Origin of the sequence: Amycolatopsis sp. NPDC051372 (assembly GCF_040682095.1) — a bacterium.
Taxonomy (GTDB): Bacteria; Actinomycetota; Actinomycetes; order Mycobacteriales; family Pseudonocardiaceae; genus Amycolatopsis.
The window spans coordinates 26624-45254 of sequence record NZ_JBFBAF010000050.1 but is presented as its reverse complement, the minus strand read 5'-3'; the positions used below and the strand labels follow the sequence as shown (position 1 = coordinate 45254).

Annotated in this window: 18 protein-coding genes and 2 pseudogenes; 14 read left to right on the top strand and 6 right to left on the bottom strand. The window is 68.4% G+C overall.

The window, feature by feature from the left end; all coding sequences use genetic code 11:
• Positions 1–45 precede the first annotated feature (45 nt).
• The 6 genes from AB0M56_RS46430 to AB0M56_RS46405 are packed head-to-tail and all read left to right on the top strand — an operon-like array spanning position 46 to position 5902.
• Complete coding sequence (locus AB0M56_RS46430) at positions 46–1683, top strand: ABC transporter substrate-binding protein (protein WP_364188812.1); 1638 nt, start codon at positions 46–48, stop codon at positions 1681–1683.
• Positions 1680–2660 (top strand): Gfo/Idh/MocA family oxidoreductase, encoded by a 981-nt coding sequence (locus AB0M56_RS46425; RefSeq protein ID WP_364188809.1) that lies wholly within the window; start codon positions 1680–1682, stop codon positions 2658–2660. Before AB0M56_RS46430 ends, AB0M56_RS46425 begins: the two co-directional genes overlap by 4 nt.
• Positions 2657–3394 carry an SDR family oxidoreductase gene (locus AB0M56_RS46420; protein WP_364188806.1) on the top strand — a complete coding sequence of 246 codons (738 nt, stop codon included), beginning with the start codon at positions 2657–2659 and terminating at the stop codon, positions 3392–3394. The genes AB0M56_RS46425 and AB0M56_RS46420 overlap by 4 nt, the downstream gene beginning before the upstream one ends.
• 20 nt (positions 3395–3414) lie before the next feature.
• Complete coding sequence (locus AB0M56_RS46415) at positions 3415–4341, top strand: allantoinase (protein WP_364188803.1); 927 nt, start codon at positions 3415–3417, stop codon at positions 4339–4341.
• On the top strand, positions 4338–5144 hold the full coding sequence (locus AB0M56_RS46410; protein ID WP_364188800.1) for a sugar phosphate isomerase/epimerase: 807 nt from the start codon (positions 4338–4340) through the stop codon (positions 5142–5144). Before AB0M56_RS46415 ends, AB0M56_RS46410 begins: the two co-directional genes overlap by 4 nt.
• Entirely contained in the window at positions 5141–5902 is a 762-nt protein-coding gene (locus tag AB0M56_RS46405) for an SDR family oxidoreductase (RefSeq protein ID WP_364188797.1), read from the top strand. Before AB0M56_RS46410 ends, AB0M56_RS46405 begins: the two co-directional genes overlap by 4 nt.
• A gap of 61 nt (positions 5903–5963) precedes the next feature.
• Here the strand turns inward: AB0M56_RS46405 and AB0M56_RS46400 are convergent, their stop codons facing one another.
• The gene (locus AB0M56_RS46400; RefSeq protein ID WP_364188794.1) at positions 5964–6686 is read right to left on the bottom strand and encodes a GntR family transcriptional regulator; all 723 of its coding nucleotides are present in this window, start codon (positions 6684–6686) and stop codon (positions 5964–5966) included.
• Positions 6683–8041, bottom strand: coding sequence for an amidohydrolase family protein (locus AB0M56_RS46395; RefSeq protein ID WP_364188791.1), 1359 nt, complete (start codon positions 8039–8041; stop codon positions 6683–6685). Before AB0M56_RS46395 ends, AB0M56_RS46400 begins: the two co-directional genes overlap by 4 nt.
• Before the next feature lie 72 nt (positions 8042–8113).
• On the opposite strand from AB0M56_RS46395, the gene AB0M56_RS46390 reads away from it, so the two are divergent.
• Positions 8114–8878, top strand: a complete 765-nt coding sequence (locus AB0M56_RS46390) for an SDR family oxidoreductase (RefSeq protein WP_364188788.1) — start codon at positions 8114–8116, stop codon at positions 8876–8878.
• Here the strand turns inward: AB0M56_RS46390 and AB0M56_RS46385 are convergent, their stop codons facing one another.
• Positions 8879–9250, bottom strand: coding sequence for an NAD-binding protein (locus AB0M56_RS46385; protein ID WP_364188895.1), 372 nt, complete (start codon positions 9248–9250; stop codon positions 8879–8881).
• Positions 9251–9367: 117 nt separating this feature from the next.
• Positions 9368–9771, bottom strand: a pseudogene (locus tag AB0M56_RS46380) (NAD(P)-binding domain-containing protein); the annotation flags it as partial.
• A 184-nt stretch (positions 9772–9955) separates the two neighbouring features.
• Between AB0M56_RS46380 and AB0M56_RS46375 the strand changes: the two are divergent.
• From AB0M56_RS46375 to AB0M56_RS46365, 3 genes are all read left to right on the top strand, one after another.
• The gene (locus AB0M56_RS46375; RefSeq protein WP_364188785.1) at positions 9956–11521 is read left to right on the top strand and encodes an MFS transporter; all 1566 of its coding nucleotides are present in this window, start codon (positions 9956–9958) and stop codon (positions 11519–11521) included.
• 67 nt (positions 11522–11588) lie between these two features.
• Positions 11589–12353: an oxidoreductase gene (locus AB0M56_RS46370; protein ID WP_364188783.1), complete on the top strand. Its 765-nt coding sequence runs from the start codon at positions 11589–11591 to the stop codon at positions 12351–12353.
• A 266-nt stretch (positions 12354–12619) separates the two neighbouring features.
• Positions 12620–13144, top strand: coding sequence for a general stress protein (locus AB0M56_RS46365; RefSeq protein ID WP_364188893.1), 525 nt, complete (start codon positions 12620–12622; stop codon positions 13142–13144).
• A 72-nt stretch (positions 13145–13216) separates the two neighbouring features.
• Here the strand turns inward: AB0M56_RS46365 and AB0M56_RS46360 are convergent.
• Positions 13217–13480, bottom strand: a pseudogene (locus AB0M56_RS46360) (hypothetical protein); the annotation flags it as partial.
• Between the two features lie 698 nt (positions 13481–14178).
• On the opposite strand from AB0M56_RS46360, the gene AB0M56_RS46355 reads away from it, so the two are divergent.
• The 4 genes from AB0M56_RS46355 to AB0M56_RS46340 all read left to right on the top strand — a co-directional run bounded on the left by AB0M56_RS46355 (position 14179) and on the right by AB0M56_RS46340 (position 17275).
• A complete protein-coding gene (locus AB0M56_RS46355; protein WP_364188780.1) occupies positions 14179–14718 on the top strand; it encodes a cupin domain-containing protein in 540 nt (179 codons plus the stop codon).
• 144 nt (positions 14719–14862) lie between these two features.
• Complete coding sequence (locus AB0M56_RS46350) at positions 14863–15006, top strand: hypothetical protein (protein WP_364188777.1); 144 nt, start codon at positions 14863–14865, stop codon at positions 15004–15006.
• Positions 15007–15032: 26 nt separating this feature from the next.
• Positions 15033–16133 (top strand): esterase-like activity of phytase family protein, encoded by a 1101-nt coding sequence (locus tag AB0M56_RS46345; protein ID WP_364188775.1) that lies wholly within the window; start codon positions 15033–15035, stop codon positions 16131–16133.
• A gap of 209 nt (positions 16134–16342) precedes the next feature.
• A complete protein-coding gene (locus tag AB0M56_RS46340) occupies positions 16343–17275 on the top strand; it encodes an NAD-dependent epimerase/dehydratase family protein (RefSeq protein ID WP_364188773.1) in 933 nt (310 codons plus the stop codon).
• A 461-nt stretch (positions 17276–17736) separates the two neighbouring features.
• Here AB0M56_RS46340 and AB0M56_RS46335 read toward each other — a convergent pair whose 3' ends face one another.
• A complete protein-coding gene (locus AB0M56_RS46335; RefSeq protein ID WP_364188770.1) occupies positions 17737–18207 on the bottom strand; it encodes a PHP domain-containing protein in 471 nt (156 codons plus the stop codon).
• Positions 18208–18631: the final 424 nt, after the last annotated feature.

Genomic DNA, 18631 nt, shown 5'->3' with positions numbered 1-18631 from the left:
GAACCCGGTGACGCCGTTCGGTGCGCCCCGAGTGAGGAACTGCCGATGGACGACTACGAGTACCACCTGTTCGAAGAGGTGCGGGCCCGGCGGCTGAGCAGACGCGGATTCCTGCGCCGGGCCAGTGTGCTGGGGCTCGGCTTGCCGGCCGCGTCGGCCATCCTCGCGGCCTGCGGTCAAGGCGGTGGCATCAACTCCGTGCCGGCGGTGGGCCCGCCTCGCCGAGGTGGGACGGCGAATGTCGCGATCACCCGGCCGGCCTCGCTCGTGGACCCGGTGACGCTCTACAACCAGGGCGGTCAGACGACAGCGCAGATCGCCGGTGAATACCTGTGCTTCCCGCGCGCCGACTACACCCTGGACCCGCGGCTCGCGGTGTCGTGGTCGGCCAAGCGACCGGACACGTGGACCTTCGTACTACGTCAGGGGGTGAAGTGGCACGACGGCAAGCCCTTCACCGCGGACGATGTCGTGTACACGATGAATCTGCTGACCGATCCGAAGGTCAACTCGTCGGCGCTGTCGGCGTTCAAGGGGATCTTCTCGCACGGCAACATCGAGAAGGTCGACGACCACACGGTCACGTTCCATCTCGACCAGCCGTTCGTGGACTTCCCCTATCTCGTCTCGGCCTTCAACTTCAACGCGATCATTCTGCCGAAGAACTACCAGATCGGCGATTTCGCGAAGGGGCACGTCGGGACTGGCGCCTTCGTGATGACCGGCTACCAGCCGGAGACCGGCGCCACCTTCGCGCGCAACCCGGACTACTGGGACAAGCGCTACCCCTACCTGGACAGCCTGCGCCTCACCTACTACGCGGACGACAGCGCCATCGCCCTCAACATGCAGGGCGGCAGAGAAAACGTGTGGCCGATCGCGCCCCACCAAAGTGCGCAGGCCCTGCAGGAGACCCCGAACCTCAAGATCATCAAGAGCCCGTCCAGCGAGTACCGCGGCTTCCATATGCGGACGGACCAGGCGCCGTTCGACAACCCGCTGGTGCGGCAGGCCGTCGCCGCGTGCTTCGACCGGCCCGCCCTCGTTCAGGCCTTGCTCGGCGGTGACGGCGAGCTCGGCAACGACCACTCGTTCGCACCCGTCTTCCCGGTCTCGAAGCAGGCGATTGCCCAAGTCCCCCAACGGAAGCAGGACTACGCGCTGGCGAAGTCCCTGCTCGCCCGCGCCGGGCACCCGAACGGTTTCCCGGTCACCCTGACCACCGAGCAGTACCTCGAGATCCCGCAGTACGCGGTCCTCGCGCAACAGGCCCTGAAGCCGGCGGGAATCAACCTGCAGCTCAACGTGCAGCAGCAGAGCGCCTACTACGGCACGGGAAACAGCCAGCCGTGGCTCGAAGTGCCGATGGGCATCGTCGACTGGGGTGCGCGCGGCGTGCCGAGCCAGGCGATCCTGCCCGCGTACACCTCGGGCGGCATCTGGAACGCTGCGCACTGGAAGAACCGCGACTTCGACCGCGCCTTCGCCGACCTGAACGCCTCGCTCGATGAGCAGACCCGGCTCAAGGCCGCCGCGCGGATGGCCGTGATCCAGCATGACCAGGTGCCGGCGATCATCGGCTACTGGATCAAGAACCTGCGTGTGACCGGTGTGTCCATCGGTGGTCTCGCCGAAGGACCCGCGAACCACTTCGACCCGCGAACCCTCTGGAGCGCAGTATGAGCACGGCGATCGGCCTGGTCGGCCTCGGCTGGATCGGCGACAGCCACCTCACGGATCTCGCCGCTCGTGCGGACGTGGAGATCCGCGCTTTGTGCGATCTCGATGCCGGGCGAACGGCGGAGTTCGCGGGACGCTACGACGCACGCGCTTGCAAGGACGTCGACGAGCTGCTCGCAACGGAACTCGACGCCGTCTGGATCTGCACTCCGCCGCAACACCACCTGGCGCCTGCGCGGCAGGCGTTCGCTCGCGGGATCCCGGTCTACTTGGAGAAGCCCGTCGCCCGCGATCTCGCCGAGGCGACAGAGCTGACTCGGCTCGCGGAGGAGTCGGGGGTGGTGTGCGCCGTCGGTTACCAGTGGCGCGCGCTCGAGCTGCTCGATGCTGTGCGCTCGGAGCTGAAATCTTCCGACGTCGTGAGCCTGTCCGGCTACAGCGTGGGCCCGACCGCAGCCCGGCCCTGGTTCCTCGACCAGGCCCAGGGCGGTGGCAACCTGCTGGAACGCGGGAGCCACCAGATCGACCTGGCCCGGGCCGTGGCCGGCGAGGTCGAATCCGTTTTCGCCGTCGGCAGCACCGTGCGCGTTGATCGGCCCGGCGTCGCCGCGCGCGACATCGACGATGCGCTCACCCTGGTGCTGCGCATGACCAACGGTGCAGTCGCGACCATCGTCATCGCCTGGACGCCGGCGGACGTCTCGGGCCGCTATGGCCTGGACGTTGTCACGGACTCCGGCTTGCTGAGGGTGGCGCTCGACCCGGAGTTCAGGCTGACCGGACGCAACCGCGGCCTGGAAGTTTCCGCAGGGGTGGCCGAAGAGCCGTTCAGCGCATCGAACTCGCGGTTCCTCGCCGCGGTGAAGGCGGGCGACCCCGCTGCGGTGGCGTGCACCCCTGCCGATGCCCTGGCCACTCTGCGGGTCGCGCTCGCGGGAGAAGAAGCGCTCGCGACCGGACGAACGGTCACGTTGTCGTGACCACACCGAACGTCGTCGTCACCGGCGCGGCCTCGGGAATCGGGCGCGCCGTGACGCAGATGTGCCTCGCCACGGGCGCGCGCGTGGCCGGCCTGGACCTCGGCGCAGGTGCTGCGCATCCCGGTTACGAGGATGCCTACTTCGCACTGGCGGCCGACGTGTCAGACGAAGGCTCGGTGAGCGCGGCGGCAGAGGCGGTTCGGACCGAGTTCGACGGCGTCGACTGGCTCGTCAACTGTGCCGGGATCGGCGGGTACACCGGCGACGTGACCGAGACGTCACCGGAGTCCTGGCGGCGAACTCTGGACGTGAACCTGACCGGCGCGTACCTGGTGTCCCGTGCGGTGTTGCCGCTGATGCGCGGCAGGGCGGGCGCGGCCGTCGTCCACGTGAGTTCGCAGTACGGAATGGTCGGCGGCGCCGGGTTTCCGGCGTACTGCGCGGCGAAAGCCGGCCTGATCGGGCTCACCCGGGCAATGGCCGTCGACCACGCGCCGGACGGGATCCGCGTCAACTGCGTATGTCCGGGGCCGACCGACACCCCGATGCTCGCGCGCAGCGGCCGGGACGAAACCGGTGGCCGCGAAGCCGAACGCGTACGGGAACGGAACTTGTTCGGCACCCCGGCGCCGCCGCAGGACGTCGCCGAGACGATCGCGTTCCTGCTGGGGCCGGGATCGGCCTCGATGACCGGTGCCGTCGTCCCTGTGGACGGCGGCTGGACCGCAGGGTGAATCACGAGAGGGAGCGGAAAGTGGCAGAGACCACGCGCGTACGGGATTTCGTCGGGTACGGGCGGAACGCCCCGCGGGTGCGGTGGCCCGGCGAGGAGAAGCTGGTCATCAACATCGTCGTCAACTACGAGGAGGGCTCGGAGTACTCCGTGCTCGACGGCGACGACCACAACGACGGTTGGGGGGAGTACGACTACGAGGTCGACCCGGCGATCCGGGACTTCGGCAGCGAGACGCACTACGAGTTCGGCAGCCGTGTCGGCATCTGGCGGCTGGCCCGGCTGTTCGACCGATTCGACGTACCGGTCACGATCGGGGCGTGTGCCACGGCGCTCGAGCGCAATCCCGAAGTGGCCCAATGGGTCCGGGAGAGCCGGCACGATGTGATCGGCCACGGCTACCGATGGCTCGAGTACAACCGCGTGGACCGCGAGGTGGAACGCGAGCACCTACGGCTGGCCATCGAGTCGCTGGAGCGCACGACGGGGGAGCGGCCACTCGGCTGGTACCTGCGGTCGTTCCCGAGCGAGCACACGCTCGACCTCCTCGTCGAGCAAGGCGGCTTCCTCTACGACTCCGACGTGTGCAACGACGAGTTGCCCTACTTCATGGAAGTTTCGGGGCAGCAGCTGCTGATGGTGCCCTACTCGAAGGTCTACAACGACACTCGTTACCTGTTGAACCCGACCTACGGCTCGCCTTCACAGTTCTTCGAGAGCATGCGACTGGGTATCGACTACCTCTGCGAAGAGATCGACCACGGGCTCGGGCCCCGGATGCTCACGGTCGGGCTCCACCCGCGGTGGAGCGGGCAGGCCAACCGGGCGAGCGCCGTGCGAGATCTGCTGGAGTACGTGTCGGGCAAGGAAGGTGTGTCCTTCATGCGGCGCCTCGACATCGCGCGCTGGTGGCTGGACCACCACGACGAATGGACGGGTGCTCGATGACCGCGGTACCGCTCGCCGTCGCGAGCGCCGCCTTGCCGGACCTGGATCCGCGGCGGCTGTGCGCGGTCGCCGCGGAGCACGGCCTCGACGGCGTGGAGTGGGGCGTCGGGGTGGGGCACGCCCTGGAGCTCACCGCTTCGGACGCTCAGCTCGCCGCCGTGGCCGGCGCCGCAGAGGAAGCCGGTATTGCCTGCGCGGGGGTGGCGGTGCACGAACCGGACGCGCTCGCCTACCCCGGCCCGCTGTGGCAGCGGGTGTGCGACCTGGCCGTAGCACTCCACGCTCCGCACGTGCGGGTCTACGCGACAGGCCACGGCACCGACTTCGACACTGACTTCACCCGCCTGCGCTCGCAGCTGGCGGGCAAAGCCGCGGAATGCGCTGCGCGCGGTGTGCGGCTCCTGCTCGAGCCCGCTCCCACCACGCTGGTGCCGGATCCGTCGCTCGCGTGCCGCGCGCTGTCCGAAGTGGACGTCGACCGCGTCGGCATTGTCTACGACCCGGGCAGCCTCGCCCGCGAGGGGTGGCAGGATCCGTTCCTGGCCACCGGTGTGCTGGGGCCGCTGTTGCGGCACGTGCACGTGAAGAACGTAGCGCCCGAACGGGCCGAGGACGGTACTTGGCTGTGGCGGCGCACGGCGCTGGACACCGGGATCGTCGACTGGCCGCGGGTGTCGGACGCGCTCGAAGCGGCCGGCTACTCCGGTTGGTTCGTGCTGGATCACCTGAGTTCCCAGGAGCCTGGCAGTCTGGCCGCCGATCTTGTCCATCTGAGGAAACTGACGGAGATGAGCCGAACGTGAGCGACCTCAACGGGCGTGTGGCTGTGGTGACCGGGGCGGCTTCCGGGATCGGCCGCGCCATTGCGTTGTGCTTCGCCGAAGCTGGCGCACACGTCGTGGTCGCGGACCGGGTGCGCGAAGCATGGCACGGCGGCGAGCCGACCGACGAGCTCGCCGAGGGCGCCGTCTTCGTCGAGTGCGATCTGGCCGATCCGGTCGCGGTGGACGGCCTGGTGCCCGAAGCCGTCGCGCGCTTCGGGCGGCTTGACGTGCTCGTGAACAACGCCGCGACGAGCGTTGGGCACGAGCTCCTCGAGACGACGGACGACGAGTGGAACCGGGTTCTCGCGGTCAACCTGACGGCGCCGTTCGTGCTCAGCCGCGCGGCGGTGCGACAGATGCTGACCCAGGAAGGGCGGTCGGAGGTCCGCGGCCGCATCGTGAACGTGACATCGCAGCACGGGATCGTGGCGGCCCGCGAGGACACCGCGTACGGGGTGTCGAAGGCCGCCTTGAGCCAGCTGACCCGTCAGACCGCGGCCGAGTACGCGGGGCATGGCATCGTCTGCAACGCCGTGGCGCCCGGCAAGATCGAAACCGGCCCGAGCCCGCGTGCCGGCGACCCGGTGTGGCAGGAGTACTGGACGAGCCGCACTCCGTGGCCGCGCCTCGGCAGTCCCGAGGACGTCGCCCGCGCCACGCTGTACCTGGCCGGCGACGACGCCAGCTACATTACGGGCACGACGTTGATGGTCGATGGCGGCTGGACCGCCCGCTGAGGCGGACCGGTGGCTCGGCGATCAGCCCGTCACGCCACCGGTCCACCCCACGAGGACGTGGTCAAGCGTGCTGCGGAGCCCCGTGGTCGGTCAAGTACGCCACCACGTTGTCCCCGACGGACCGCACGTGTTCTTCCATGAGCTTGCTCGACAACTCGACGTCGCCGTCCAGCAGCGCCTTCGAAATGGCCATGTGCTGGCTCGCGCACACCGGCGAGGCATCGATGCCGGGAAGGTCACGCTGGCGCAGCGCGATGATCATCGCGTTCGCGTCGTCGATGAGGCGCGCGAGCCGGGCATTGCCGGTGGCCCGAGCGATCGTCGTGTGGAAGGCCTCGTCAGCGGCGCGGTACGCCGCGAAGTCGCGCTGGTCCGCGGCGACCACGGTGCGCTCGGCCTCGTGCCTCGCGGCGAGGAGGACGTCGCGATGACCGCGTTCGGCGGCCAGTCGCGCGGACTTCATCTCGAGCGCCTCACGCACCTCGTACGCGTCCCGCAACCGGACCGCGGACGGGGTGACGATGCGGTCCGCGCGAGGGCCGTCGGACTCGACCAGACCGACTTCCTTGAGGCGCAGCAGCGCCTCGCGCACCGGTGTCTTGCTGACACCGAGCTGTTTGGCGAGGCCGGCTTCGGTGACACGGCTCGTGGCGGGCAATTTCCCGTCCACGATGGCCTGGCGGATTGTGTTGTAGACCGACATCGCGAGGCTGTCCGGACGGGGCGCGAGACCGAGCGAAGCCTCGGCCTCGTTCTCCTCGGTCCTGTGCGTGAGCTCCGTCATCGCGTCTTCCCTCCCCTTTCCGGAATCAGTTGCCGTCCCGGCTCCCCGGTACCGGTGAACTCGCCTTCGTGCACCAGTTCGCGCCCGCGCGTCCAGACCGACCGGATCCTGCCGCGCACAGCCGTGCCCGCGTATGGGCTGATGCTCGTGCCGTCCGCGAACGAGGACTCGTCAGCCACCCACCTCGCATCAGGATCCCACAAGACCAGGTCGGCGTCGGTGCCCGGCGCGATCCGGCCCTTGCGGTGGTGGCCGAACGCGTCGGCCGGACCGGTGCACAAAACGTGCACGAGGCGCTCCATCGGGACGCCGTTGTCCAGGCCCCACGACAGCATCAGCGGCAGTCGCGCCCCGATCCCGGGGATGCCGTAGTGAGCGTCACCGCACGGCGAAATCCGCCGGTCAACCTCGGTGCGCTCCTGCGAATGGTCGGAGCCGATCGTGTCCAAGGTCCCGTCACACAGCGCTTCACGCACGGCGGCTACGTGGTCTTCTGCTCGCAACGGGGGAGCGACGAGCAGCGCGCCCGCGCGCGGCCCGTCGTACTCGTCCTCGGTGAACAGGAGGTGGTGCAAGCAGGCTTCGGCGGTCACCTCGGTCTCGCGCGCGGCGCGCGAGGACCGCACGTGGTTGATCGCCTCGCGGCTCGACAGGTGCGTCACGTAGAGGCGCCCGCCGGCGAGCCCGGAGATCCCGAGCGCCCGGCGCACGGCGACCTCCTCGAGCACCGGTGGCCGCACACCGCCGAACGTGCGCGGCCCTCGGCGGCCCTCGGCCGAAGCCTCTTCGACGAGCGCTTCGACCATCTCGCCGTCCTCGCAATGGACCTGGACCGGCAGGCCGGCGGCCTTCGCCGCCAGCATCGTGCGGTACAGCCCGTCCCCCGTCGCCATGATCCCCAGCTCGGGGTAGGCGAGGAAGACCTTCACGGCGTCGGCGCCGAGCTCGGCCAGTTCGGCCACGTCGGCGGCGGTGAGCTCATTGGGGCGGTAGCACATCGCGTGCAGGCCGAGGTCCACGGCCGCGAGGCCTTGCGCCACGAGGTCCTGAGCCCGTTTGAACGCGGACACGGTCTCCTCGCCGTCGTCCGGCAAGGAGAACGACAGCGCTGTGGTGGTTCCGCCGAGCGCGGCCGCGCGGGTCGACGGGGTCAGTCCCGCCATGAGGTGGCAGTGCGGATCGACTCCGCCGGGCAGGACGTGCAGGCCGTCGGCGTCCACGACCCGCTCGGCGTTCACGGTCCCGGGCTCTCGGATCGCGACGATCCGCCCGTCGGACACGGCCACGTCGGCGAGCTGCGTGCCCGTGGGTGTGGTCACCAGGCCGCCGCGGAATGCGAGCTTCACATCGTGCACACCCTGAGGTTAGCATGACGGAACTTCATACAGCGAATATGTTATGCGCTGTCCCCACTGTGAGAGGTGCCCATGGATCTCGGCCTTTCGGAACGCGTGTACGTGGTGACCGGCGGTACGAGCGGGCTGGGCTACGCCACGGCGGAAGCACTCGTCCGGGACGGAGCAAAGGTCGTCGTGTCGTCACGGGACGAGGAAAAGGTCGCGAAGGCCGTCGCTTCGCTGGGAGACACGGCGACCGGAGTCGCGGTCGACAACGCCGATCCCGACGCGCCGCGCCTGCTCACCGAAACCGCACTGGCGGCGTTCGGCCGCGTCGACGGCGCCTTGGTGAGCGTCGGCGGGCCGAAGCCCGGGGTCACCACAGCCGTCAGTGACGAGGTGTGGCGGCAGTCGTTCGAGAGCATCTTCCTCGGTACGGTCCGCCTCGTGCGTCACCTGGCTCCACTGCTCGCGAAGGGCGAGGACCGAGCCGACGGCGGGGCGATTGCCTTCGTTCTGTCGAGCTCGGCCAAGACGCCGCTGCCGCGGCTTTCGGTGTCCAACGGGCTGCGCGCGGGCCTGGGCATGCTGGTGAAGGATCTGTCCGACGAACTCGGCCCCCAGGACACCCGGGTGCTGGGTCTTCTGCCCGGCAAGGTGCTGACGGACCGCACTCTCGCACTCGAGAAGGGTGACCCGGAGGCGCGAACCCGAGCCGAAACTGCGATCCCGCTGCGCCGCCTCGGCGACCCGGCGGAGTTCGGACGCATGGCGGCGGTCCTGCTGTCGCCGGCCGCGTCGTACGTGACCGGGAGCTTGGTCTCCATCGACGGTGGAGCCATCCGCGCGCTGTGACTACTCGGGCCGCAACGGCCTACCGGCGAGCTCCTCGAGGAGGGCGACGGCCATCAGCTCTCCGTCCACCGGCCCGAAGCGGGCGAGGGCTTCGCGATGGACTCGGGTGACGACCTGCGACAGCTCCGACGGCACTGCGAAGCTGTCGAACAGGTCGCTCACCACTTCAAGTTCCTCGGTGCATCTGTCAAGCCCGAAGAGGAGCAGGTAGTCACCGCTGAAGACGCGCTGCACATCGTGGTGCAGGAACTCGCTGCCGGCCGCACTGCCGGCCAGTAGTGAGCGCAATGCTTCGACGTCGAGGCCCGCTGCTTGGCCGAGCAGCATCGCCTCGGCGGTTGCCACCGCCTGCCCGAACCACAGCAGGTTCACCAAGAGCTTGGCGCTGTAGCCAAGGCCTGAACCGCCGACCAGCGCGATCCGGTCCGCGTCCGCGACCGCCTCGAGGATCGGCAGAACACGACTGAACGTCGTGGCGTCCCCCGCGGCGAACAGTTGCAGAGTGCCCGCCTCTGCGGCTTCGGGCCCACCGCCATCGGTGCTTCCAGCACCGCGATGCCGCGAGCGAGGGCGTCCTGCTGGATCGGCTTCATGACCAGCGGGGAGCTGCTCGTCATGTCGATCCAGATCGTGCCCGCCGTCAGCGCCTTCAGCAACGGCTCGGCGCCGTGCATCAAGTCCGGGATCTCCGGCACGCCCGGCATAGCCGTGATCAGGACTTCGGCGCGTGCCACGGCTTCAGTGATGTCGGGCTCCCAGCTCGCACCGCGGGCGACCACGCCTTCCTCTGCCTCAGGTCGCGCGTCGCTCGCCACGACGTCGAAGCCGGCGGCGAGCAGATTGCCGGCTATCGGCAACCCCATCCGACCGACTCCGACCAGCGCGATCCGGGCTCCTCTCGGGAGTGCTGTCGTGGCCGTGCTGTCGTCGTCCTGCCCTGCTCGCGCTCACGCTGGCTCCGATGGCTCGGGTACTTCTCTGCTCGCACTGCGTTTGAAGTAGAAAAACGTTCAACTATCGAGCCTGCCTTCTCCCGCTGTCCCCAGGTCAAGGGGATGTCTCGGCGGTCACCTGTGGTTGACATACTGGACCCCGCTAGTAGTTTTAGTGAGTAGCGCCAGTAAATTGGCGGCTGGTTCCCCGGCGGTAGGAGAAGGTGTGAGCACCGAGAACGTGAGGAGCGTGGACCTCTGCGAGGTTCCGCAGGCGCCGTATGCGCGCCGCTGGCTTGCGCTCGGTGTCCTCGCCCTCGTGCAGTTCATGCTCTCGATCGACAGCACCGTAGTGAACGTGGCGCTGCCGTCGATCCAGGGTGACCTGGGGTTCCAGCCGGCCGGTCTCGCGTGGGTAATGAACGCCTACAGCCTCACCGCGGGCGGTTTCCTCCTGCTCGGGGGCCGGGTATCCGATCTGGCCGACCGGAAGCGGCTCTTCATGATCGGTGTCGTCCTGTTTGCCGGGGCTTCGCTGGTGAGCGGGGTCGCGTCCAACCCTGGGACTCTGGTGGTGGCGCGGTTCGCCCAGGGTCTCGGGGTCGCCGTGGTGAGCCCCGCTGCCCTGGCGTTGGCCGTGCTGATGTTTCCGGACGCCCGGGAACGAGCCCGTGCCATCGGCATGTGGGGCGGGTTGGCCGGCCTCGGCGGAACCTTCGGTGTGGTCATCGGCGGAGTTGTCACCAGCGCGATCAGCTGGCGGTGGATCTTCCTGATCAATCTGCCGATCGCCGTCGTTGTGCTCACCGCATCGGTCCGGCTGGTGCCGCGCAGCCCGGTCGAACGGCGTGCGCGGATCGAGCCGTGGGGTGCGGTCCTCGGCACGGCGGCGATGACGACCCTGGTCTACGGCCTGCTAAACGCGAGCAGCCACGCGTGGGGTGGCGCGGCGGTCCTCGTGCCCGTCGTTGCGGGAGTGGTCCTGCTCGGTGCCTTCATCGCGTCGCAGGCGCTGGTTCGTGATCCGCTGTTGCCGCTCGGATTCTTCCGCGACCGCACCCGGTCGGCCGCGAACGTCGCGGCGATCCTCGGCATGGCGTCGTTCATGACGATGTTCTTCGTGCTGACGCTGTACCTGCAGGACTTCGGGCACTACTCGGCCCTGCGGTCGGGGCTGGCCTACCTGCCGTTCGGGCTCGCGATGCTCGTCGGCATCTATGTGAGCACCAATCTCTTGCCGCGAATCGGCATCAAGTTCGGTGTGGCCGGCGCGTTCCTCATCGGCGCCGCAGCGATGCTCTCCCTGGGACAGATCGGGGGCAGCCTGCACTACGCGCAGCTCGTGCTGCCGGCGACGCTGTGCTACGGGTTTGCGCAGGGGGTCATTTTCCCGGCGCTGCGCTACGCCGCATTACACGGTGCCACGCCGTCCGAGGTCGGGCTGGCCGGCGGCGTGCAGAACACCACGCTGCAACTCGGGGGAAGTCTCGGCCTCGCGGTGCTGGTGACCGTCGCGTTGCGGCACGCCGGGGCCTTGGCCGCCGGCGGGGCGAACCCGCAGGAGGCCACTGTGGACGGTTACGTCCTGGCCTTCCGCATCGGTGCCGGTGTGATGCTCGCGGCCGCGCTCCTGGTCTTGTTCTTCTTCGAGCACGTCGCCGCCGCTGCCCGGCCTGGCGCACTCGGAGCAACGCGAAAGGAAACGCCATGACGTTCATCCTCGCCTGATTCGAAACCGTCCTTGTACAGCAAGAAAACATCCGTGAGAGGTAGCAACCATGTACACCCCCACTTCCGCTCTGCCTGACGAGTTCGTCGGCCGCCGCGTGCTCGTCACGGGTGGTTCCCGCGGCATCGGTGCCGCGATCGCGCAGCGCCTCATCGACGGCGGCGCAGTCGTCGCCACCAGCGCCCGCACCAAGACCGACGAAACCCCGAAGGATTCCACGTTCCTCACCGCCGACCTTCGCTCGGCCGAGGGAGCGCGGGAGCTCATCGAGCGTGCGGCCAACGTACTCGGCGGCCTGGACATCCTGGTGAACGCCGCCGGTGCGGCGCGCACCCACCTGGCTGGGCCTGCGGCCGTGCCCGACGAAGAGTGGCTGGATTCGCTCAACATCAACTTCCTCGCCGCGGTGCGCGTCACCAACGCCGCGCTCCCGGCGCTGAAGGAATCCGGCCGCGGCGCGGCCGTGGTCAACATCAGCACCGGTGTGGTCAAGGACGTCCCGCCGCCGGTCGCGCACTACGCCGCGGCGAAGGCCGCGCTGAACGTCTACAGCCGTGCGCTGGCCAAGGCCGTGGCCCCGGAAGGCATCCGGGTCAACATCGTCAGCCCCGGCCCGGTCGAGACCGAAGGCGGACTCGACGTCCTGCGGCCGATCGCCGAGGCGATGGGCGCGCCCATCGAGGCCGTGGGGCAGAGCATCCCGCTCGGCCGCTTCGGCGACTCGCGCGACATCGCCGAGATCGTCGCTTTCTTGGCCTCCGCTCGCGCGCAGTGGATCACCGGGGCGGACTTCGACATCAACGGCGGTCAGTGATCAGCCATTGGCCCTCCGCTGATGTTGCCCTAGAGAAAGCTCTCCAAGGCGGAATCCGCAGGTGCCTGGACATCGGCGCTTGTCCAGCCTGGTGGGCCCGCTCACTGGCCGGCCATCGCCGCCGTCGGGGTGGGTGGTCCTTGGCGCTCCAGTCTCCGCCGTAACGGCCGATCGCGTGCTTGCGCTCAGTAAGACGGTTGCGCAACGCGTCGCAAAGTCAATCGACCCCGTCCAGACCCTTAGCGCAGTCGAACGAAGCACAGGTGATGTTCGTGACCAATCCACTCTCGCCGGGACGGCTGACGCCGGGCCTGCCCAGCCTGCCGACGCCACCATCGGGTTGGCCGATCGGCTCATACGGCACCTATGAAGAAGCACAGCGCGCGGTCGAGTATCTGGTCGACAACGAGTTCACTGTTCAGGACCTGACGATTGTCGGCGTCGACCTCATGCTCGTCGAGCGTGTCATCGGAAGGCTCACTTGGGGCAAAGTGCTGGGCACTGGTGTGCTGTCCGGCGCCTGGTTCGGGCTGTTCGTCGGCCTGCTGCTGGGTCTGTTCAGCAACACCAACGGCACGGCTGCGGCACCGATGGTCGTCGGCCTCGTCGCCGGGGCCCTGTTCGGCGGCGTATTCGCGGCGCTCGGCTATACCGCGTCGCGAGGGCGTCGCGACTTCTCCTCTGCCAGCCAGCTCGTTGCCGGCCGCTACGACGTCCTGTGCGAGCCGCGTAATGCGGAGAAGGGCCGGGAGCTGCTGACCAAGCTCGCTGTAGGGGCTCACCGCAGTTGAGGACGGGCGAGGCTCGTAGTCGCGGTGGTCGAGCAATGATCGTGCGATGTAGTGCGCTTCCCGACAGACTGATCACACTCGCCACCGATGGACCCGTCGCCATCGGGAGTGGGGGTCGTTGACCTTGAGCGGGTCTCCGGTGTCGGACACGAACACGACCAGCAACCGCGCGCGGGCCGTCTGGCTGGTGTTCTGTGTGAGGACGTGGTGGGTGCCCGGCTGCTCGACCCAGTTCTGGCCTTGGTGGAAGGTGCTGATGGGCTTGTCGTCGAGTTGGCTGCGCACGGTGCCTTCGAGCGCGTATGCGTAGACGAACGCCTGGCCGTGCCGTCGCGGCGCAGCGACCGCGCTGGTTGGCCTGGTGCAGCCTCGTCAGCGGGTGTGACGCGGCCGGGATTGACGAACGCCAGGGTCGCCGGGGCCAGGGTGAAGAACGGGAACAAGTCCTCCCGGCCGATCTCCGGGAACTACCGCACCCTCCAGCTACTCGTCCGTGAACACCGTAGCGCCGACCGGCGACTTCCCACCCGAACCCCGAAGGCCCCTGGCCAAGGGCCTACCCAGCCATATCCGCCGGAGTTTTCCTGAGTACTTCGTGGACCCTCGTTGTCGGCGGGGACGCGGTAGAGCGGCGCGACTGAAGGATGTTGGCCGACCCGGCGCAGGCCCCGACGGACTTGCCCGTGGTCCGGCTCCAGTGACGCGGAGCGGACCGAGTACGGCAAAGCACCCCGGCGCGCGAGCAGGTGCCTTGCCCGGATGGGCACCCCACGGGGACCTTCGGGGCGAGTTTTCGCCGACCCCCCGAAAGATTCGCCGTGCGCTTACGCCAATCAAGGACGAGGGCGGCGAACGGTGCCGCAGCCCCTACGGCGATCGGAGCCAGCGATGTCGGTGGAGACCACCGGACGGAATTTCTACCCAGACGACCCGGAGTACTTCATCGCTCAGCTCGCTCGCGCCCGCGAAGCCGTGCCCGCTGAGCCGGACTCGCCACAGAGTGAGTCGGACGACGCCTGCGGCAAGTCAGATCGATGACAACGGGAGAAGCTGCCATGGACGACACAACGCCTCCACCGCTGACGATCGTGCAACCAGGAGAGGGACGGACCGAAAATCTCGGAACTACTGGAGTGGCCTTCAAGCTCTGGAGCCACGAGACAGGAGGTGCTGTGTCGATCGTGGAGCACCCCTTCCCGGTCGGTGCGCTGGTTGCTCCGCATCGGCACACCCGTGAGGACGAGTACTCGATCGTGACCGAGGGGGAGATCGGTTTCCGGTCGGGCGACCGCGAGGTCGTACTCGGCGCAGGTGGGTACATCGCCAAGCCCCGTGGAGAAGTTCACACGATGTGGAACGCGGGCAAGATGCCCGCGCGGATGATCGAGGTGATCACCCCGGGCGGTTTCGAAGGGTTCTTCCACAACCTGTCCGACATGCTCGCAGGCGGCCCGCCCCCCGAAGGCGAGCTGGCACGGCTCGCGGCCGAGTACGGATTGGAGTTCGCCACCCCCGATTGGCTGCCGGACATCGTCGCGCGGTACCAGCTCAAACCACCGCCCAACCGTACCTAGCCCTGTCACGGTGGGCGCGCCGCCGCCGAGTGTGGCCCACTGTCCAGGAGCCGACCGGCGGCAGCAGCCGAGGTCGAGAACCCCCATCCCGTCATCGGGCGCGTACTCGTGCTCGAGTCGAAGAACTGGAGACATGTGATTACCATGCAAAGCCAGAAGGTCGCCGTCATCGCCGGACCCTCGCAGGGCATCGGCGCCGGCCTGGTCGAGGCCTACCGCAAGCTCGGCCACGCCGTCGTCACGACCTCACGCACCATCCCCTCCGGCGAGGACGCGGGCCTCCTGTGATCATGATTATGAACAGGATCCCGCGAATGTCGGTGGTGCTCACCGGTGCGACAGCGGCACTTATGGCCACGGCGATCACAGTGCCTGCCTCCGCCGCCGCGGTGGGTGCTGCCGACGGGCCGGGAACCGGCCCACGGTGCTCCCCGCGGGTGTCCGCGCTCGGTTTCAGCGACGCCCTGGACAAGCGCGTCGTCAATGGTGCCGACGTCGGTGGGCTGTCCTCGCTGGCCTTCGACGTCCGGTCGCATTCCTGGGCGTCTGCTGTGGACAATCACGCCAGTGATCCAGCGCGCATCTGGTTCTTCCGCAACCTCGGAGACCCGAAGCCGGTTCGTGACCCGTTGGTGCTCAGGAAGCCGGACGGCACGCCGTATACCGGGACCGGCTCTGACAATGAGGGGCTCGCCGTGCTCCCGGACGGCGACTACGTGGTCAGCTCGGAAACCGAGCCGTCGATCCGGATCTTCGACCGCGACGGTGTACAGAAAGAGTCGCTGCCGGTTCCGGCGCGGTTCGCGGTCGCCGGTACCACCCCCGACGGTGAGGCAGCCTCCAACGCCACCCTCGAAGGACTGACAGTCTCGCCGTCCGGGCGGGAGATCATCGCCTCCATGGAGGACGCACTCTCCGGCGACGTCTCTGCAACCGGCGACGCCTCCCTGCACCGGTTTCTGGTGTACACCGTCGACGGCACCGGACAATGGCACCTCATCAAGCAGGTCGGATACCGGGCCGAGCCGGATATGCGCATCCCCGAGGTCGCCGCATACCGCGATGACGCGATCCTGGTCGAGGAGGCCGCCTTCGACAGCACCGCCGGCAACAGTGTCGACCTTTTCACCGTGACCGGTCTCAGAAAAGCTGCCGATGTCGGTGCGCTGCCGAACCTTTCAGACGCTCCGCGTGCGGACATCGTCGCCAAGCAACACCTGGCCGATCTGGTGAACTGCCCCACGCTGGGCGCACCTACGAAAGAGGCCCAGGCCAACCCTCTGCTGGACAATTACGAAGGCATGGCCATCACCGGCAACGGCCCAGGCCTGATCGGCGTGAGCCTGATCAGCGACGACAACTTCTCCGCGATGCAGACCACGCGCGTGCTGAACCTGGCCGCACATCTGCCCTGAGCCCGGACGCCCCGATGTCAAGGACGAAGCGTGCGCGACGTTGGCTGTAATAGTCCGCATTTGGGCGAGTCACGTATCCTCCGCTGGGTGAACAGGTAGGACGCCGGGCTGTCCCCTTGGCCCGGCGTCCGGCGGCGGTCTGCAGTAGTGGTCGTTCAAACGAGCACTGAGCCAACGACTGATCACTGCTGGTAGGGCAAAGTCGCCTGATGCACTGCGAGTATTACGGTGATTCCCAACAAACGTCAGCAACGAGGATAACCATGCACGTACTGCTCACTGGTGGTACCGGCTACATCGGAGCCGCGGTGCTGGATCGGCTCGTCTCCAGCGGCCACCAGGTCACTGCCTTGGTCCGCTCCGCCGAGAAGGCCGAGTTGGTACGGGCCAAGGGCGCCCAGCCCGCGATTGCCGACCTGGCAGACCGTGACGCATTGGAGGGACTCGCCGCGACGAGCGACGGTGTGATCCACTTGGCGTCGCCAGGCGACCAGACCAGTGCGACCGTCGAAGAGGTGGCGGTCACCAGCTTCCTGCGCGCGCTGCGGAACACCGACCGGCCGTTCGTGTACACCACCGGCGTCTGGCTGCACGGCAGCGGTTCGGGAATCACTGAGTCGACCGGCATGAACGCCCCGCGGCTGATCGCCTGGCGCGTGCCGCTCGGCAAGCTCGTGCGCGCAGCGCAGAGCGTCCGGACCTCGGTTATTGCGCCGGCAGTGGTGTACGGCCACGGCGGTGGTTTGCTGAACCGCGTCGCCGCTGGCCCTCGAACCGCCGGAAACGCCCCGGCGCTCACCATGATCGGTCCGGGTGACCAGCACTGGAGCACCGTGCACGTGGACGACCTGGCCGAGCTATACGTGCTCGCGGTGGAGAAGGCCCCACGCGGTTCGTACTTCATCGGCGCCAGCGGCGCGAACCCGACCGTACGGCAGATCACCGAAGCGGTAAGCCTCTCTCTCGGCCTGGCCGGACGCGTCGAGCCCGAACCCGTCATGCAGACGCTCGACCGGCTCGGGCTGCTCGGCAAGGCCCTTCTCCTCGACCAGCAGGCTTCGGGCGACACGGCCCGGCGTGTACTGGGCTGGTCTCCCGTGGGACCGTTGGTCCTCGACGACATCGCGCATACGGACTTCTGAGAGACCCGCGCCCGTCTGTCACTGGGCGAACCGGTCCGTTGCGCAGACCAGCACGTCTTGCATCGAGGCGGCGGACGTCGTGTGTCCGACGTTGTCCAGCATCACCAGGCCCCCGGCCGGGCCAGGCATCGTGCAGCAGCCATGGCGTGCCGACGATGTTAACGATGTCGAGCACGCCCTCCGTGCGGCGCTGATGGGGGGCCGGTGGGCGTGAGTGGGTTCTTTCGCTGTGGGGCTGGAAGGCTTCACCCCCGCCGTGGCACGGGAAGTGTGTACGACCGGATCGCGTACTGAACGTCGTTGGTGACAGCAACCTGGCCGAGCGGTTGCGCGAGACATCGCTTGGGTTTCGTGGCTTGCTGTATGTCCCGGTGGTGCGCGACGCGAAGCCCTGTCCTGCCTCGAGACCGGGACACGACAGGGCCTGTTCGATTGTTACTGTGGCATACCCGCTGGGGCGTTCAGCAGGGCCGCTGTTCGCGTCGTCCAGCGGCTGCCCGTGGTCGGTCAGCTCGACGGCGACGTGCTCGCGGCCGAACTGCTCGACCAGTCGTCGCAGCTGGTGTGTCGCGGTCGGCGAGGGCCTGGCGGACGGTGCCCTTGCGGCAACCGGTGAGCGCCAGCACGTGCCCGCGCAGCTCCTCCACCGTCTCGTCGGGGTCGTAGAGGGGGCGGCCTTCCTCCCCGCCGGCGAGCTGCGCGCGGGAGATCATCCGGCACAACCGCTGATACCCGGTCAGGTCGCGGGCGAGGGCGAGCAGGTGAGTGCCGACCGGGTCGGCGGTGCCGCCCTGCGGCTGCGGCAGGCCCAGGGAGAGCTCGACACTGTGACCGGTGCGGATGCCGAGGTCGCGGCCTGCTTCGGCGAAGCGCACGGCGCCGGACATGCCGTCGTGATCGGTCAGCACCACCGCATCCAGGTCGAGGCGCACGCTTCCTCGACCAGAGATTCGGGGAGGAGACGCCGTCGAGGAAGGAGAAGAACGAGTGGGTGTGCAGCTCCGCGTTGAGGACGCGCTCGGTGCCGGCCTCTGCCGCGGGGTGGCGCAGCCCCTCGGGCGGGCGGTAGTCGTCGCGCTTGCGCGACCACGCCGGCGAATCCCCGCCATCCCCGTGCACCGTCGGCGCGTTGCGGCCGGAGGCGATCCGTTCCAGCTCCGACCACGGCATCGGCGGGTTGTTGAACGCCACGACGAACTCCCACAATGACTCCTTCGCCGTGGGAAGTCCAGCGACCAGCGACTATCGAACGCGTGTTCGTATACTCCGCCTGACGTGCGCTGATCGCAACAGGCCGACCGTCACGATGTCTCAATGGGAAATGGGATCCGCCGCTATCTGCCGGTATCGGAATGC

Excerpts from the sequence above, each read along its gene's own strand:
- AB0M56_RS46365 (WP_364188893.1), top strand. The coding sequence starts at position 12,620 with ATGTTCGTGACCAATCCACTCTCGCCGGGACGGCTGACGCCGGGCCTG.
- AB0M56_RS46425 (WP_364188809.1), top strand. The coding sequence starts at position 1,680 with ATGAGCACGGCGATCGGCCTGGTCGGCCTCGGCTGGATCGGCGACAGC.
- AB0M56_RS46410 (WP_364188800.1), top strand. The coding sequence starts at position 4,338 with ATGACCGCGGTACCGCTCGCCGTCGCGAGCGCCGCCTTGCCGGACCTG.
- AB0M56_RS46345 (WP_364188775.1), top strand. The coding sequence starts at position 15,033 with ATGTCGGTGGTGCTCACCGGTGCGACAGCGGCACTTATGGCCACGGCG.
- AB0M56_RS46370 (WP_364188783.1), top strand. The coding sequence starts at position 11,589 with ATGTACACCCCCACTTCCGCTCTGCCTGACGAGTTCGTCGGCCGCCGC.
- AB0M56_RS46430 (WP_364188812.1), top strand. The coding sequence starts at position 46 with ATGGACGACTACGAGTACCACCTGTTCGAAGAGGTGCGGGCCCGGCGG.
- AB0M56_RS46355 (WP_364188780.1), top strand. The coding sequence starts at position 14,179 with ATGACAACGGGAGAAGCTGCCATGGACGACACAACGCCTCCACCGCTG.
- AB0M56_RS46350 (WP_364188777.1), top strand. The coding sequence starts at position 14,863 with ATGCAAAGCCAGAAGGTCGCCGTCATCGCCGGACCCTCGCAGGGCATC.
- AB0M56_RS46390 (WP_364188788.1), top strand. The coding sequence starts at position 8,114 with ATGGATCTCGGCCTTTCGGAACGCGTGTACGTGGTGACCGGCGGTACG.
- AB0M56_RS46400 (WP_364188794.1), bottom strand. The coding sequence starts at position 6,686 with ATGACGGAGCTCACGCACAGGACCGAGGAGAACGAGGCCGAGGCTTCG.
- AB0M56_RS46340 (WP_364188773.1), top strand. The coding sequence starts at position 16,343 with ATGCACTGCGAGTATTACGGTGATTCCCAACAAACGTCAGCAACGAGG.